The organism is Alphaproteobacteria bacterium, assembly GCA_020638555.1.
Classification (GTDB): domain Bacteria; phylum Pseudomonadota; class Alphaproteobacteria; order Bin95; family Bin95; genus JACKII01.
Genome location: JACKII010000001.1, coordinates 1,205,217 through 1,220,876, shown reverse-complemented (window position 1 = coordinate 1,220,876; position 15,660 = coordinate 1,205,217). Strand labels below are relative to the sequence as shown.

19 protein-coding genes and 1 other RNA gene are annotated in these 15,660 nt (G+C 69.2%); 1 reads left to right on the top strand and 19 read right to left on the bottom strand.

What is annotated here, in order from left to right; genetic code table 11:
* Positions 1-19: 19 nt before the first annotated feature.
* The 11 genes from H6844_05615 to H6844_05565 all read right to left on the bottom strand — a co-directional run bounded on the left by H6844_05615 (position 20) and on the right by H6844_05565 (position 8,107).
* Positions 20-505 (bottom strand): hypothetical protein, encoded by a 486-nt coding sequence (locus H6844_05615; GenBank protein ID MCB9928877.1) that lies wholly within the window; start codon positions 503-505, stop codon positions 20-22.
* A complete protein-coding gene (locus tag H6844_05610; protein ID MCB9928876.1) occupies positions 505-2,409 on the bottom strand; it encodes a hypothetical protein in 1,905 nt (634 codons plus the stop codon). The genes H6844_05615 and H6844_05610 overlap by 1 nt, the downstream gene beginning before the upstream one ends.
* Positions 2,406-2,978, bottom strand: a complete 573-nt coding sequence (locus H6844_05605; GenBank protein ID MCB9928875.1) for a hypothetical protein — start codon at positions 2,976-2,978, stop codon at positions 2,406-2,408. Before H6844_05605 ends, H6844_05610 begins: the two co-directional genes overlap by 4 nt.
* Positions 2,979-3,198: 220 nt before the next feature.
* Positions 3,199-3,438 carry a hypothetical protein gene (locus H6844_05600; protein ID MCB9928874.1) on the bottom strand — a complete coding sequence of 80 codons (240 nt, stop codon included), beginning with the start codon at positions 3,436-3,438 and terminating at the stop codon, positions 3,199-3,201.
* Between the two features lie 30 nt (positions 3,439-3,468).
* On the bottom strand, positions 3,469-4,287 hold the full coding sequence (locus H6844_05595) for a hypothetical protein (protein MCB9928873.1): 819 nt from the start codon (positions 4,285-4,287) through the stop codon (positions 3,469-3,471).
* Positions 4,288-4,529: 242 nt separating this feature from the next.
* Entirely contained in the window at positions 4,530-5,273 is a 744-nt protein-coding gene (locus H6844_05590; protein MCB9928872.1) for a hypothetical protein, read from the bottom strand.
* Positions 5,274-5,285: 12 nt separating this feature from the next.
* Complete coding sequence (locus H6844_05585) at positions 5,286-5,540, bottom strand: hypothetical protein (GenBank protein MCB9928871.1); 255 nt, start codon at positions 5,538-5,540, stop codon at positions 5,286-5,288.
* Entirely contained in the window at positions 5,530-7,050 is a 1,521-nt protein-coding gene (locus H6844_05580; GenBank protein MCB9928870.1) for a head-tail connector protein, read from the bottom strand. Before H6844_05580 ends, H6844_05585 begins: the two co-directional genes overlap by 11 nt.
* Positions 7,051-7,052: 2 nt before the next feature.
* A complete protein-coding gene (locus H6844_05575; protein MCB9928869.1) occupies positions 7,053-7,304 on the bottom strand; it encodes a hypothetical protein in 252 nt (83 codons plus the stop codon).
* Positions 7,305-7,413: 109 nt separating this feature from the next.
* Positions 7,414-7,773 carry a hypothetical protein gene (locus H6844_05570; GenBank protein ID MCB9928868.1) on the bottom strand — a complete coding sequence of 120 codons (360 nt, stop codon included), beginning with the start codon at positions 7,771-7,773 and terminating at the stop codon, positions 7,414-7,416.
* Positions 7,766-8,107 (bottom strand): hypothetical protein, encoded by a 342-nt coding sequence (locus H6844_05565; protein MCB9928867.1) that lies wholly within the window; start codon positions 8,105-8,107, stop codon positions 7,766-7,768. The genes H6844_05570 and H6844_05565 overlap by 8 nt, the downstream gene beginning before the upstream one ends.
* A gap of 137 nt (positions 8,108-8,244) precedes the next feature.
* On the opposite strand from H6844_05565, the gene H6844_05560 reads away from it, so the two are divergent.
* Positions 8,245-8,874: a helix-turn-helix transcriptional regulator gene (locus H6844_05560; protein ID MCB9928866.1), complete on the top strand. Its 630-nt coding sequence runs from the start codon at positions 8,245-8,247 to the stop codon at positions 8,872-8,874.
* 10 nt (positions 8,875-8,884) lie between these two features.
* Here H6844_05560 and recR read toward each other — a convergent pair whose 3' ends face one another.
* The 8 genes from recR to H6844_05520 form a co-directional block, all read right to left on the bottom strand.
* Entirely contained in the window at positions 8,885-9,478 is a 594-nt protein-coding gene (gene recR, locus H6844_05555; protein MCB9928865.1) for a recombination protein RecR, read from the bottom strand.
* A gap of 17 nt (positions 9,479-9,495) precedes the next feature.
* A complete protein-coding gene (locus H6844_05550; GenBank protein ID MCB9928864.1) occupies positions 9,496-9,819 on the bottom strand; it encodes a YbaB/EbfC family nucleoid-associated protein in 324 nt (107 codons plus the stop codon).
* A 4-nt stretch (positions 9,820-9,823) separates the two neighbouring features.
* Positions 9,824-11,680, bottom strand: a complete 1,857-nt coding sequence (locus tag H6844_05545) for a DNA polymerase III subunit gamma/tau (protein MCB9928863.1) — start codon at positions 11,678-11,680, stop codon at positions 9,824-9,826.
* A 27-nt stretch (positions 11,681-11,707) separates the two neighbouring features.
* Positions 11,708-11,804, bottom strand: an RNA gene (gene ffs, locus H6844_05540) — signal recognition particle sRNA small type.
* A 46-nt stretch (positions 11,805-11,850) separates the two neighbouring features.
* Positions 11,851-12,465 carry a hypothetical protein gene (locus tag H6844_05535; GenBank protein ID MCB9928862.1) on the bottom strand — a complete coding sequence of 205 codons (615 nt, stop codon included), beginning with the start codon at positions 12,463-12,465 and terminating at the stop codon, positions 11,851-11,853.
* An 11-nt stretch (positions 12,466-12,476) separates the two neighbouring features.
* A complete protein-coding gene (locus tag H6844_05530) occupies positions 12,477-13,403 on the bottom strand; it encodes an Hsp33 family molecular chaperone HslO (protein MCB9928861.1) in 927 nt (308 codons plus the stop codon).
* A gap of 158 nt (positions 13,404-13,561) precedes the next feature.
* Positions 13,562-14,467: an ornithine carbamoyltransferase gene (argF, locus tag H6844_05525; protein MCB9928860.1), complete on the bottom strand. Its 906-nt coding sequence runs from the start codon at positions 14,465-14,467 to the stop codon at positions 13,562-13,564.
* Between the two features lie 7 nt (positions 14,468-14,474).
* Entirely contained in the window at positions 14,475-15,653 is a 1,179-nt protein-coding gene (locus H6844_05520) for an aspartate aminotransferase family protein (GenBank protein MCB9928859.1), read from the bottom strand.
* Positions 15,654-15,660: the final 7 nt, after the last annotated feature.

Here is a 15,660-nt window from a genome sequence, read left to right as displayed (position 1 = left end):
GGCCGGTCCTCCGTTCGGATCAAAGCAGGTTGAGCCGGCCGGTCAGGCCGAGCCCGTCCCGCAGGCTGTCGAGTTGCGCGCGGCGGCGCCGGTCGGCGAGCGCCAGCAGGTCCCGCTCGCGCGCACTGTCCGCGCCCTGCAGGATGCCGTCGGCCTTGAGCGCGAATTCCTGGTCGGCAAAGGCCGCATCGCGGGCGGTTTCGGCGGCCAGCCCCTGCAACACGGCCGCACCGGAGCCGGACCCGGTGCCGGCGCCGCGCGCGCCCAGCAGCGCCTGCGCCCGCGCCTGGGCGCGCCGCAGGGCGTCCCGGCGCTGGGCGCTGTCGGCCGCCTGCTGCGCGCGCAGATCGTCGAGCCGCAATTGCGCGTCGGCCTCGGCGGTGCGGGCGCGGCGGCGCGCTTCGGCTTCGGCGGCCTGCAAGTCCTGCGAGCGTTGCAGCAGGTTCAGGCCGACGGAGGCGCCGGACAGCAAAGCCGGTCCGACGGCGGAGGAAAGGGCTGCCATCAGTCGGTCACCTTGAGTTCGGTGGATACGGAAAGGACGGTGCAGGGCACCGGCGCGGCCTGCTCGATCCGCCAGGGCCGGTCGATCCCGGCCCGGCGCCAGCCGAGCGCGCGCAGGCGCTTGTCGCCGCTGAAATTCGGGGTCGGCGCGCCGAAGGTCATGTTGCCGCCGACCTGGCGGAACGGCGTCGGCTTGGCGCCGTCGCCCAGATCGACCACCAGCGCCCCGGTCTCGTGCAGGCGAAACGTCACCTCCACCAGCCGGTAGGCCGCACCCTGGGCCGGGCCGCGCGGGAAATTGGCGGCCACGGGCAGCGCCTCGATCACATGGCGGAAGGGCAGGCCGATGGCGATTTCGGTCGAGCCCGCGCCGACCGGCACGGTGCCCCCCGCAACCACGGCATCGCTGCGCGCCGTTCCGTCGGCGACGATGGTCACGGTCTGGCCTTCCAGCCGGTCGAGATAGTCGACCTGCGTCGCCGGCGCATAAAACCGGCGCACCTCGCCGCTGTCGACGCCCAGCGCCTCGTCGAAGGTTTCGAGGAACAGGCCGTGCTCGCGTTCGACCGCCACATAGGTCTGCTCGCCCACCACGGCGATGTCGCGGAACGCACCCTCGGTCTCCTGCCGGCTCCAGGCGGTCACCTGTTCGGCGCGGTAGACCGTGAGCGTGGCCAGCGAACCGTCGGCCAGCACCACATGCAGCAGGCGGCGCTCCGGATCGAAATCCTGGGCCACCGGCTGGCGGAAGAAGTGGCGGGCCAGCAGCGCCAGGTCCGCGGCCTGGTAGACCTGCTCAATGTCGGCGAACAGGAATTCCCGCAGCTCGCGCCCGGTGCGGCCGATGAACAGGGTCGCGCCGTCGACGTTCTTCGGCGGAATGTGGCGGCTGACCACCGAGCCGATCCGCGTCTGCCGGCGCACCTGCACCGAGGTCGGGGTCAGCGGATCGCCGGTCACCATCCATTCGGCGCCGGAGGTGAACACCTGCAGGTGCCGGCCGCTGAACACGCCGCGAATGGCGTTGACCTGATCGGAGAGGATCGGGAATTCGATGCCCTCGTCGTCCAGCCCCTCGCCCAGGTCGAAATTGAACAGGTCGCCCGCCTTCGAAAGCCAGAGCCGGTTCGGCAGATCGCGGCTGCCGCCGATCACCAGCCGGTCCTGATGGAAGGCCACGGTCACCGGCCAGCCGCGCAGGCTCGAAAACGCCGGCTCCTCGAAATCCGGGGTCGGGTCGGCGGCGGGCAGGTCTTCCAGCACGGTGGCCGTGGCCTCCGTGGCCGAGGCGACGGCGTCGATACGCACCTGCTTGCCGGCAACCCGCCAAGTCTGCCCGGCATGCGCGGCGTCGAACACCGCCGCCGAGGCCGCAAGCGTGACGACGCCGGTGACATCGCTCGGCGTCAGCGTCACCGCCGCGGCGGCAAACCGGTAATAGGGGTGAAACCGCAGGTCGCCGCCGGCGGCAAACGGCCAGGTGTCGATGCTCCAACTGCCGGGGCCGGTGCGGGTGATCCGCCGCGGCTCCACCTCCGGATGGGTGACCAGCAGGGTGTCGGCGCTCTGGGTCCAGGCCATCTGGGGCAGGTGCGCCGCGGACCAGGGGGTGGCCACCGACGCGGTCAGCACGCCGTCGTCATAGACATCCAGCATGCCGTCGCTGAAGGCCAGCAGATAGGTCTGTTCGGTGTTGAACTCGAAACTGACCAGGCGCCCGGGTCCGCGCGCCGTCGCCACATAGCGCAGGCCCGGCCGGCGCTGCACGCCGCCGGTCGGGTGGATGAAGACATTGCGCAGCGCCGCCGCGCCGTTGTCATAGGCGCGCAGGTCGCCGCGCCCGAACAGCAATGGCGAGATTTCTCCCGCCGTGAAATTCGTCTTCAGCAGGTTGACCCGCGTCATCGGCCGCGCACCCCGACCAGGGGGAAGTCCTCCAGCGCGGCCGGGGTGTCCTGCTGGGCGTCGATCAGGCGGGCGCGGCGGAATTCCGCCTCGGCGATGCGATAGAGCATCTCGGCCCGGGACGAGCTTTCGGTGATCGGGATGCAGAACTCGGCCGCCAGTCGCGCGATCAGCAACTGGTCGAAAAAGGGCGGGAAATCCGTCTCCGCCGGTCGGAAAATGTAGGTCAGATAGGCCTCGCTGCTGGAGGTGTGCAGCCGCCGGTCGATGATGCGGTAGGCAAGACCGCGCCCGCGCGCGCCGACGCCGGCGGAGACCGCGCGCAGAAAGTCGGCGGGCAGTTGAAAGGCCGCGTCGAAGTCGGCCACCGGCGGCGCCTCCAGCCGCGGCAGGCGCGCCTGGGCCGTCGCGAACGACCAGGCATAGGCGGACAGCAGGGCGTCGCGGATCGAGCCGTAAAGATTGGCCGCGACCTCCGCCTCCGCCGTGCCTTCGTCGAAGCTGGCGATGGGGCGCGCGCCCAGTTTCAGGAGCGCGCGCGAACAAAGCGCAATGGCGCTGATCGCCATGGCAAACCTCCTTGGTGGAATGGATGGAACCGGCCGAAACGGACCGACCCCCGTCGCGGGCGGAGACGTGGACGGCACGGCTCCGCAAGCGGCGGGGGTCGGGCTCACGCCACGGGTGCGCGGGTCAGGCGGGCCTCGCCCGCGTGGGTCAGACGGGCCTCGCCCGCGTGGGTCAGGCGAGCGTCGCCCGCGTGGGTCAGGCGAGCGTCGCCCGCGTGGGTCAGGCGAGCGCCGCGGTGTTCACCTGGCCGCCGGAATGCAGCGACACGCACCGCAGCCAGGTCGCGTTGTTGCGGTCCTGGACCAGAACGACGTCCCCCCACCGCAGCAGCGCCGCCGCAGGGTTGAAATAGCCGTTCGCCGCGACCGCCGCGGCGCCATCGACCGAACTGCGGTAGTGCCAGAAGGTGAACCCGTTGCAATAGGCGAGCACACCCAGACCATCATCATCGAAGGCCATGGCGACCGCCTTTCCGGGCCGGCACCGGCCCTAGCTCTCCAGGCACCGCATGGTGACCACGCCCGCGCCCTCGATCATCACCGCGCCCTGGCTCATCATGTTGGCGACGAACCAGGCGGCTCGGTCGCCATGCCAGGTGATATCGGTCTGGACCTCGGCGCCGGACGCGTGGCCGACCGCGGTGCGGTGGAACCAGTGGCAAAGCCGGGTGGAGCCCGAAAGCGTCAGGCCGGAATGGGGAATCCAGGTCGTGCCCAGCCACCGCTTGGCCTGGGTGTCGCGCCAGGGCAACGCATCCGCACCGACATATTCCGCGTTCGCGAATTCCGGGATATCCAGCAGTTCGGCCCACTGCTTCCAGCCGACGACGGCGAAGCGCTGGCCGTCGTCCGGCACGTCGGCCGCGCCCATCATTTCGAAGGCGGCCAGGACCTTGGCCTTGGTCAGGCCATCGGCGGCGGTGCCGGCGAAATTGGCCGACGCATCCAGGGCGGACAGGATCAACTCGTCCGTCTTGCGCCCCAGCGCGAAGGCGCCGGCATTGGCGACGACCTGGCGCTCGTCGATATTGACCTTCATCTCGTCGAGCTTGTCGATCCAGTCGCCGGCATAATAGTCGGTCAGCACGCACTCGATCGCGGTGTGGTCGATGGTCATGACCGGCACCAGGCCATGGCGCGACTTGGTCGAGGCCGCGCCCTGGCCGACCTTCTGGAACGTGGTGGAACTGCCCTTCACGTCGCCCTTGGAGCGCACGGTCTGGCGCAGTTTCGAGCCCATCCGCTGATAGGCCTCGTGCACCTCCGCCTCGAACTGGCGGACGAAGGATTGGTCGATGGATACCGACATGCGGTGGTCATCCTTGCATTGGGAGTGGGTGGAACAACGCCTTGCGCTGCGGTTGTCGCGAGGCTCCGGTTCGGAGCCTTCGCGGCCACGACAAGACAGCGGCCCGCCGGGCTGCGGCGCCGGCGTCGGGGCGCCATCGGCACCCGCGCGTCGCCCGGGCAGTTCCCCGGCGGGCCGACCACCGCGCCGCCGCGTGGCTCACCAAACGGAGCCATGCGGCAGCGCGATTGCGGAGATGGGCCTCAGCCGCCCTGGTAGGCGCGCTCGAAGCCCTCGGTGACCTGACGGACAAAGGCGGGGTCGCGGTCGCGCCAGTAGCGCGGGTCCCGCATCATCGATTTCAACTGGTCGAGCGAGGCCCGATCCGGCCCGGCGTCGCCCCGGTCCAGCGCCGGCTCGCCGGTCTGCATCATGGCGTGCAGCGCCAGACAGCCCTCATAGGTGGTGGACAGCGCCCGCAGCGCCGGGGCCGGCAGGTTGGCCTGGCCCCAGTCCCGCAGCTGGCGGCTCATATCCTGCCATTTGTCCTCGCCGCCGAAATGCCGGGCGAGCCGTTCGGTCTGCCGCTCCGCCTCGAACTCGACCGCGGCCTGCTCGACCAGAGGCGTCACGTATTCGCGCGCCAGATCATAGACCAGCCGGGCCTGGTCGTTGGAGAAGCCGGCCGCGTGCAGCCGCCGGTTCACGTCCGGGTCCGCGGCCAACCCGGACTCGTCCGCGCCGGCGGCAAGGTCATAGGCGTCCGCCGTTTCCGGCACGCCCAGGGCGCGACGGAAGCGTTCGCGCTCGTCCGGCGGGGTGTCGTCCGTGGGCAGGCGAACCATGCCGCTCATATGCTTTTCCAGCTCGCGGTAGGATTTGGCGAGGGCGTCCACCCGCACCGCGCCGGCCTCGGCGTCCCAGAATTTCTCCGGAATGTCCTGCGGCCGCGCGGTGTCGACGGCGGTCGCGGCGGTCGCGGCGGTTTCGTTGCCATTTTGTTCCATACGATAAGCTCCTTACTGCGGCTTGGGAGTGGCCAGCGACTCGATCCGGGCCACCAGGCTGCGCTGGCCTTCGACGAAGCGCAGCAACGATTCCGGCGCGTCCGGCGGCAGCCGACGCTCGATGGTGGCGCGGCGCAGATGGCTCAGCACCTGCCGGCCGGCATCGCTGGCAAAGGCACGGACGAAGACATCCGGCAAGGCCGAATCCCCGCTGGCGTCGACGGCCGGCTCGAACCAGGCCCAACCGTCGGCATCGCTATCCGTCATGGCCCGTCATCCCTGCCTGCACCGGCTCCAGCGCGGCGACCATCGTTTCGAGCCCCAAGGGCGCGACGCCCAGGGCCTGGACGCCCAACGGGTCCGGGGGCGGCAGCGGCTTGATCAGCTCGCCCGGCACCGCCATCTGCTCGCCGAACCAGCGGGCAAAGGCGGGCAGGTCGACCGCGGCCATCGCCTCCGGCCCCAGCGCCGCCACCGTCTGGATCCATTGCAGCGCCGACTGCGCATCGGCCCGGCGCTGCGCCTCGGCCAGCGGCGAGCGGTAGCGCAATGCGATCACCCGGCCATCGACGCGGATATCGCCGATCTCGCCGCGCCGGCGCAGGATCGCCAAGCCCCGGCCGACCAGCGGCTCCAGCAATTCCGCCTGCAAGCGGCCATAGGTGGCGCCCAGCACGCGCGCCATTTCCGCCGCGCGCTCCAGCACCTCGGTCGCGGTCATGCGCGGCCCCTGCACCAGGCCCAGCCGATCCACCAGCAGCGCATGGCGGATGCGGGCGCGCAGGTCCGAGAGCACCAGTTCGGACACGTCGAACCGCCCCGGCGCCTCCAACGGCGCCAACCCCGCGGACCCGACGGCCTTGGGGATGATCGCCCCCGGCACCAGCTTGACCGCGGCGGGGTTGAGCACACCGTCATCGTCCGCCTGCCAGATGCCGGTGACAGCGATGGAGGCGTTTTTCAGCACCAGTTCCACCACCTTGTTGGCGGTCTTGATGTCCGGCAGCGCCTTCATCACCGGCGAGCGGCCATAGCCCTCGCCCGGCGCCTTCATCCAGCGGAAACTGATGAAGGGGCTGGAGGCGAACTGGCCTTCGGCCAGCAAACCGTCGTCGCCATCCGGCAATTCGCGCACGGCAACATAGTGATAGCCGTCGGCGACCGGCTGCACCGATTCGAGCACGGCGATGGGCGGGGCGCCCTCCCCCTTGGCGCTCTCCGGCGGTTCGACGCCATAGCGTGACCGGAAGCGGTCGGCGTCCAGGCGCAGCCGCCGCCAGGTGCGGTCGAGCCGCCCCGCCGGGCCTTCCTCCAGCACCACGTCCAGGATCGGCACCGCGGTGAAGCGAAAGGCGCTGGCCTCGCCCAGCGGCGCTTCCTCGAACAGCAGACAGGCGGTCCCCGCCGTCACCAGGTCGAGGAAGCACTGGTGCACCTCGACGGCGAAGTTGGAGCGGTCGAAATGGGATTGCAGCACGGCGCTGGCCTGATCCAGGGCCGGGGCCACCTCCGCCCGTTCCGCGGCCGGCACGTCGGTGCCGGGGTTCAGTTCCAGCCACCGCACCCAGGGCGGCGTCAGTTCCGACAGCAGGCTGGCGGCCAGCTGGTCGACCGCGTCGGCCGCGGTCGCATCGAACAGCGGGTCGCCGCCGGCCGTTGCCGAGACCTCCCGCTGCGGCAAGGCAAAGCGGTAACAGTCGCGCCAGCGGGATTCCCATGACTGGCGATTCTGGAAGGCCCGGCGGAAGTCCGCGCGGATCCGATCGGCACCGGTCATGCCTAGCCTCCCAGCAGCGAGCGACGCTCGACCGTGGACGGGCCGGGGGCGAGAATCCCCCGCGCGCTGGTCGCGATCGTGCCCAGCCGGCCGCGACGGACCCGGGCCAGCGCCTGCCGCCGCACGGCGGCTTCCGCATCCGCTTCCGCCCGGGCGGCGCTCGCCGCGGCATTGGCGGAGGACGGCGTCGGCGCCGCGGTCGGCGGCGGCACCGCGGGCTGATCGAGCAGCAGAGGACTGAGTACGGCAGCCATGGACACTCCTTTCGATGCGCACCCAACGGGTTACTGGTCGCAGGGCGCAATTCCGGCCTCTTGATTAGCTTTATAATCCTATATTACCACAAGGTCAAGCCTTATTTTCCTATTTTGTTCCCAAATAGCGATAGAGCTGCCAGGGGGTCTGCACCCACAGGGCACGGATGCCGAGGCCGCGTTTCACGGTCTCGACACAGGTCCACAGCCCGGGCGGCGCCGGCCGGTCGGACGGGGGACGGCGTGCGGTCTCGACCACGGTCAGGCCGGCGCGGGTCAATCGCCGCTGCAAATCGACCGACGCCAATCCCAGCCGCCGCACCTGCAAGCGTGTCGCCAGCGGCTCGACCAACAGCCAGTCGCTTCCCTCTTCCAGAATCAGGCTGCAGTGCCGGAATCCCGGGCACAACAGGCGCTGCCAGGCCAGGTCCGTCTGGCCGCTGAACACCACCAATGCCCTGTCAGCCATGGATACCGCCCTCCGCGCCCGCCGCGACGACCCCCTTTTGCACCAGCAATGACTCAAGCACGGCCAGGGCCTTGTCCCAGACCGGCACGGCGGGCCGGTGCTTCGCCCCCAGGGCGTGGGGCGGGACCGCGTGGCGGCCGTACAGGAGCAGCACCCCCAGTTCGTCCGCCGTCAGCCGCCGTTCCCGGCGCAGGCGCGTCGCCCAGTTCAGCACGTCCGAAGCCTCGCAAGGCCGCTCCGCCCTTGCCAGCCCCGGCAGGACATGGGCACCGGCCAGGCGGCACCGCATGCCCTGCACCGCCCAGAGCCAGGCCTCCTCCGCCGAAGAGAACATATTAAGACCCTCTTCTCGGAACTTTCCGGAAACTGTTGTGATATGAGACATTTATCACTCCATATTTCGCCCGATTTCCGCCGTATTATGAATATGTTCTTAGTGTACGTCAAGGGATTTTATGAGATAGTGTTCCCATGCTAAAGCATTCGGATATTTGGGCGGCAATCGATGGTTTGGCGGCACGGCATGGCCTGTCGCCCTCCGGCCTCGCCAAACGGGCGGGGCTCGATGCGACCACCTTCAACAAGAGCAAACGGGTCACACGGGACGGCAAGCTGCGCTGGCCCAGCACCGAGAGCGTGGCCAAGGTGCTGGAGGCCACCGGCGCTTCCATGGCGGAATTTCTGGAAGAATTGCCGAACCAGACGGTGCGCGCGACCCAGCGCATCCCGGTGATCGGCTGCGCGCAGGCGGGGCATGCCGGCTATTTCGACGATGCCGGCTATCCGACCGGCGCCGGCTGGGACGAGGTCGTGTTTCCCGATATCAGCGACCCCAACGCCTACGCCCTGGTGGTCAGCGGCGATTCCATGGAACCGCTCTACCGCGACGGCGACCGCATCATCGTCTCGCCCGCGGCCAATATCCGGCGCGGCGACCGCGTCGTCATCAAAACCCGCGAAGGCGAGGTGATGGCAAAGGAACTGGTGCGCCGCACGGCCCAATGGGTGGAATTGCGCAGCGTCAATCCGGATCACCCGGATCCGGTGCTGCAAACCAGCGAAGTGGAATGGCTCGCCCGCATTCTCTGGGCCAGCCAGTAAGACGACGCCCCTATAGCGGCCGGCGCGCCCGCATGGCGGCGGACAGCGTGCCGTCGTCCAGATATTCCAGCGCGCCCCCCACCGGCACGCCGTGCGCCAGCCGGGTGATGCGCACATCCGTGTGCGCCAGGGCGTCGGACAGATAGTGCGCCGTGGTCTGGCCGTCGACCGTGGCCCCCAGCGCCAGCACCACCTCGGTCACCTCCGCCGCACTGGCCCGTTCGATGAGGGCGCCGATTCCCAGGTCTTCCGGCCCCACCCGGTCCAAGGCGGACAACAGCCCGCCCAGCACGTGATAGCGCCCCCGGAACGAACCGCTGCGCTCCAGCGCCCAGAGGTCGGCCAGCGTCTCCACCACGCAAAGCGCGTGACGGTCGCGGGCCGGGTCCGCGCAGATGGAGCACGGGTCGGTCAGGTCGAGATTGCGGCAGACGCCACAGGGCCGCACCGACCCGGCCACCGCGGTGAGGCTCGCCAGCAGCGGCTGCAACGCGCTTTCGCGCCGCTGGAGCAGATGCAAGGCGATGCGCCGGGCCGACCGCGGTCCCAGCCCCGGCAGCCGCGCCAACTGGCGGATCAGATGCTCGATCGCATTGTCGGCCACGCGCGGCGCGTCCCGCCTCAGAACGGCAGTTTCAGGCCCGGCGGCAGCGGCAAGCCCTCGGTCAGGGCCGCCATTTTTTCCCGGCTGACGGTTTCGGCCTTGCCGCGGGCATCGTTCACCGCGGCGACGATCAGGTCTTCCAGCACCGAGACCTCGTCCTTGTCGACCACCGCGGGGTCGAGTTGCAGGGATCGCATTTCGCCCTTGCCGTTGACCGTCACCCGCACCAGGCCGGCACCGGCCTGGCCTTCGATCTCCAGGTCCTGCAACTCCTCCTGGATCTCGGCCATGCGCGATTGCATGTTCTGGGCCTGCTTCAGGATATTCCCCAGGTTCTTCATTCGGTTAGTCCTCGTCTTCGGGCGGCATCACCGCCTCGTCTGGATCGACTTCAATGGCCCGCGAACGAATAGCGCCGACGGATGCGCCGGGAAAGGCGTCCAATGTCGCCTGCACCAGCGGGTGCTGCAACACCGCCTCGCGCTCCGCCGCCTCGGCCGCCTCGGCCTGTTCCGCCACCGTGGCCGCGTCGGACGACTCCGCCAGCGTCACCCGCCAGCCATTGCCATAAAGGCGTTCGAGCAGCAGCCGCAGCGACTGCACGATTTCGCGGTCGGCCCCCGGCACGAGCGCCACGGTGACCATTCCCGGCGCGAACGCCACCGGCCGCACCTGCGAGCGCAGGCGCGCGGTCAGCAACGGCTCGATCTTGCGCTTTTCCAAATAGCCGACCAGCGCCGCGAAACTCTCCGGCAGCGGATGGACGACCGCGGCCTCCTCCTCTTCCGGCCCCGCCGGCGGCAGGTCCACGATGTCCTCGATCGGAGGCGGCGGCGCGCGATCCCGCGAGACGGCCGCCGCCGCCGGCGCGACAGCCGCCGCGCCTCTCACCGGCCTATTCCTCACCGGCATATCCCCGACTGGCATATGCCCGACCGGCATTTCCCCAACGGGCATTTCCCCAACGGGCATGGCGCCGACCGCTCGCGGACGCGACGGCGGGGCGTCGGACGGCGCAGCGGGCGGGCGCGGCGCCGCGGCGGCACCGCCCTCCTGCAACTGCCGCACCAGATCGGCGGGACTGGGCAGGTTCGCCATATAGGCGACGCGCACCAACAGCATTTCCAGCGCCAGCAAGGGCGACGGCGCCTGGTTCAGCTCGCCCACCCCTTTGAGCAGCGCCTGCCAGAGCCGCGCCAGCACCGGCACGCTCAACGGCTCGGCCATTTGCGCGCCGCGCGCCCGTTCGGCCTCCGGCATCAGCGCATCGCCGCCGGCGGTGGGGTCGATCTTCAGGCGGGTCAGCCAGTGCGCCAGTTCCAGCAGGTCGTTCAGCACCACCGCCGGGTCGGCGCCGACCGCGTGCATGCGCTCGGCAACGGCGATGGCCTCGGCCGCGTCGCCGGCAATGAGCGCGTCGGCCAGATCGAACACGACGCCGCGGTCGGCCAGGCCCAGCATGTCGCGCACCTGGGTTTCGCGCACCGGCCCATCGGCCAGCGCAATCGCCTGGTCCAGAATCGACAGGCCGTCGCGCACCGAGCCATCGGCGGCGCGCGCCACCAGTTCCAGGGCCGGCGCCTCGATCTCGACGCCTTCCTGCCGGGCGATCCCGGCGAAATGGGCGGCCAGTTCCGCGGCCTCGACCCGGCGCAGGTCGAAGCGCTGGCAGCGCGAGAGCACCGTCACCGGCACCTTGCGGATCTCGGTGGTGGCGAAGATGAATTTCAGGTGCGGCGGCGGCTCTTCCAGGGTTTTCAGCAGCGCGTTGAACGCCGCGTTGGAGAGCATATGCACCTCGTCCAGGATATAGATCTTGTAGCGCGCGGAGGCGGGCCGATAGCGCGACGCCTCGACGATTTCGCGGATATTGTCGACGCTGTTGTTGGACGCGGCGTCCATCTCGACCACGTCGACATGGCGGTCCTCGGCAATCGCCCGGCAATGTTCGCAGACGCCGCAGGGCTTCACGGTCGGGCCGCCGGTGCCGTCCGGCCCGATGCAGTTGAAGGCGCGGGCCAGGATACGGGCCGTCGTGGTCTTGCCGACGCCGCGCACGCCCGTCAGCACATAGGCCTGGGCCAGCCGGCCGGCCGCGATGGCGTTGGAGAGTGTCCGAACCAGCACCTCCTGCCCGATCAGGCCGTCGAAATCGACCGGTCGATACTTTCGGGCAAGAACGCGGTAGGCGGGATCAGACATCCAGCACCAGAGGCCATGGACGGGGGAGAGGGTGACTGGCGGACGACCCAGACCGGAGCTCGTTGCGGCTGCTTCCTTCCGGACCTGACCGGGTTGGCGAGGGGTCCGCCCGCCGCCAGTCACCGCTCAATATAGCATCGTCCGCACCAAACGAAAGGGCAGCAATGGCGCTATGGCGTCACAAGGTCGGCCATTTGCGCGCGCACCTGGGTTTCCATCTCGCGATCCAGCGCCACCAGCGCCTGTTGCAGCAGCGCGTCGAGCGCGGCCCGGCGATCGGCCGGCGCCAGCCGCTGGCCGAAGGTGCGGTTGGAGGACGCGCGCGCGTCGGCAGAGGCAATCAGGCTGCCGTCATTGCGCTGGGCCTCCAGGTGAACCGCCAGCCGAATCGTCACCCGCTCGACCTGATCGCGCGTAAACCAGCCGCGGACGCCGGGCGTCGTGTCCAACTGGGTCCGCGCGGCCGAGGCTTCGTTGACATCGACCACAAGCCGGCCGGGCTGACCCGGCGTGCCGTGCAGACGCGCCACGGCCCAGTCGCGAACCACTTGGTGCGGCGGGCGGGAAAAGGCACCGATCAGATCCGGATCGGCCTCGATCCCGTCGGCGGCATCCACCAGCGTCACGCTGCCCAGGCGAAAGGTCAGCGGCTGCCATGCCTTGGTCATGCCGGGCTGCGGCCCGGAATCGGCTCCTGACATGCATCCGGTCAGCTCAAGGGCGGTCAACACGAGGGCGGTCAGCAGCACCGCCACCCTGGCCTGTCTGGCAATGACGACTCGCATGGCTTTTCCCGTCACTCCAATCCCATGGCATCCAACGCCGCATCGTCGAAAACGCGCTCGCGGGTGCAAAACTCGCAGGTCACCTTGACGGCCCCATCGACCTTGAACTCTTCCACCCGAGCGCGCCCGAACTGGCGCAGCACGCTTTCGATCCGGTCGATGCGACAGCGGCACCGATCGACCACCTCGCGCCGATCGTAAACCCGTACCCCGTCCTCATGGAACAGCCGAAACAGCAGATGCTCGGCCGGCAATGTCGCATCGGTCATTTCGGCCGCCGTGGCGCTGCCCATCAGGATCAGCGCCCGGCGAAAGCCCTCGTCCGCCTCCACCAGGTCCGGGATATCTTCCGGTGCGGCCTTACGGATCACGTCGTCCGGCAGTTTCTGCACCAGCAACGCCCCCGCGCGCCAGCGTCCGTCCTCTCCCTGCGTGCAGGCGAGTTTCAGGCCGCTGCCGATCTGCTCGGACTGGCGGAAATACTGGTGGACGGCGTCGGCCAGCGATTCGCCGGCCAGTTCCACAATGCCCTGATACCGTTCGAAATCGGCGCCCTGGTCGACCGTGAAGGCCAGATGGCCGCCGCCGAACAGCCGCGCGGTCGAGACCTCCTCCGCCGGCAGCGCCGCCACGGCCTCCGCATCGAACCCGACATAGCCGCGCAACGCGCCCTCGCTGGTAACGTCCGCCACCAGCAGGCGAACCGGCCCGCCGCCGCCCTTGGCCTGGAGGGTGAACACCCCCTCCTCGATCTTCACGGTGGAGGCGAGACAGGCGGCCAGCGCCAGCGCCTCCCCCAGCAGGGCGGAGACCACGGCCGGGTAGCGGTGCCGCTGCAAGATGCCATCGACACTATCGCCAAGCCGCACCAGTCGGCCGCGCAGGCCGTTGCGTTCGATTTCGAATGGCAACGCAAAATTGTCGGCTATCGCCGTCATCGCCAAGCTCCCAACGGAACAGATCGTCCATGGCCGGGGGCGCCCGCCTGTCCCGGCCGCGCCCCAACGGCGCCCCGGCGGCGCACGCAGGCCTAGGCCCGCAAACGCCCGCCCTCAGAGCGGCCGCGCCCGCACCACGATTGGCACCGCGTGCCGTCCTAGGCCAAACACCAGGCCAGGATGCCCTTTTGCACGTGCAGGCGGTTTTCGGCCTCGTCGAACACGACCGATTGCGGGCCGTCGATCACGGCGGCCTCCACTTCCTCGCCCCGATGCGCCGGCAGGCAGTGCATGAAGATGGCGCCCGGCTTGGCCCTGGCCATCAACGCCGACGAAACCCGATAGGGCATCAGAAGATTGTGACGGCGCCCGGCATCCTCGTCGTGCATGGAAACCCAGGTGTCCGTGACCACGGCATCGGCATCCGCGATGGCGGTCATCGGGTCTTCGGTCACGCGCAGACGGGTCTTGTTCGCCTTGGCCCATTTGCGCACCGCCGATGTCGGCTGGAGCGGCGGCGGCGAGGCGACGTCGAGACGGAAATCGAATTTCGACGCCGCATGCACCCAGGAGGTCAGCACGTTGTTGCTGTCGCCGGCCCAGGCCACCTTGCGGTCGCGGATCGGCCCGCGGTGTTCCTCGAACGTCAGCACGTCCGCCATCACCTGGCAGGGATGCGAGGTGTTGGTCAGGCCGTTCACCACCGGAATCGTGGCGTGTTCCGCCAGTTCCAGCAGCGTCGCATGCTCGCCGGTTCGGATCATGATGATGTCGACATAGCGCGACAGCACGCGCGCCGTGTCGGCAATGGACTCGCCGCGCCCGAGTTGCATCGACGCCGGATCCAGCAGGATCACGTCGCCGCCCAACTGGCGCATCGCCACTTCGAACGACACGCGGGTCCGCGTCGACGGCTTGTCGAAAATCATCGCCAGCGTCTTGCCGGCCAACGGTTTGCCGAACGCGCCGTTCGTGCGCTTCATCTCGACGCTGGCGTCCAGAATCCCGCGCAGAGCCTCGGCCGGGATGTCAGCGAGGTCCAAAAAATGCCGGGTATCGGTCATGGGCAGCCTATGAACTGGAGGCCAAAGCCGACGCGGTCTTGTCGAGAATCGCGATCGCCTCGTCCACTTCCGCCGTGCCGATGGTGAGCGGCGGCAGCATGCGCACGACATTGTCGCCCGCCGGCACCAGCAACAGGCCGTTTTCGGCGGCCGCCGCCACGACCGTCCCGTTCGGCGGGCCGGCGACGAAGCCCAGCATCAAGCCGGCGCCGCGCACGCTCTTCAACACGCCCGGGTGTTTGGCACACAGCGCCTCGGCCTTCTTGCGCAGATCGGCCGCGACCTCCTGCACGTGGTCCATGAAGCCGTCGGCCAGGACCACGTCCAGCACCGCATTGACCGCCGCCGTCGACAGCGGATTGCCGCCAAAGGTCGAGCCATGCGTGCCGGCAACCATGCCGATGGCCGCTTCCTTGGTGGCCAGCACCGCGCCGACCGGCACGCCGCCGCCCAGGCCCTTGGCCGCCGCCAGCACGTCCGGCTCGATGCCCGCCCACTGGTAGGCGAACAGCTTGCCGGTGCGCCCGATGCCGCTCTGGACCTCGTCCAGCGCCATGAGGATGCCGAACTCGTCGCAGGCCTTGCGCACCTGGCGCAGATATTCCAGGTCCATCGGCCGGATGCCGCCCTCGCCCTGAATCGGCTCGATCAGGACGCCCGCGGTTTCCTTGGTGATGGCATCGCGCAGCGCGTTCATATTGCCGAACGGCACCTGGTCGAACCCTTCCACCGGCGGGCCGAAGCCCTCCAGGTGCTTTTTCGAGCCGCCGGCCGCGATGGTCGCCAGGGTCCGGCCATGGAAGGCGCCTTCAACCGTGATGATGCGATAGCGTTCCGGATGGCCGTGATGGGCGTGGTATTTGCGCACCAGCTTGATCAGGCCTTCGTTCGCTTCCGCGCCCGAATTGCCGAAAAACACCACATCGGCGAAAGAGTTGGCGCACAGCCGCTCCGCCGCCTTGATCTGGCCCGGAATCAGATACAGATTCGACGTGTGCAGAACCTTGGCGGCCTGCTCCTGCAACGCCTTCACCATGGTCGGGTGCGAATGACCGATCGAGGTCACCGCAATGCCACCGCCGAAGTCCAGGAATCGTCGCCCAGTGGCATCGAAGAGATAAGCCCCTTCGCCCCGCACAAACGTCATCGTGCGATCGCCATAGGTGGGCATCAATGCCTCGGTCACGACACTT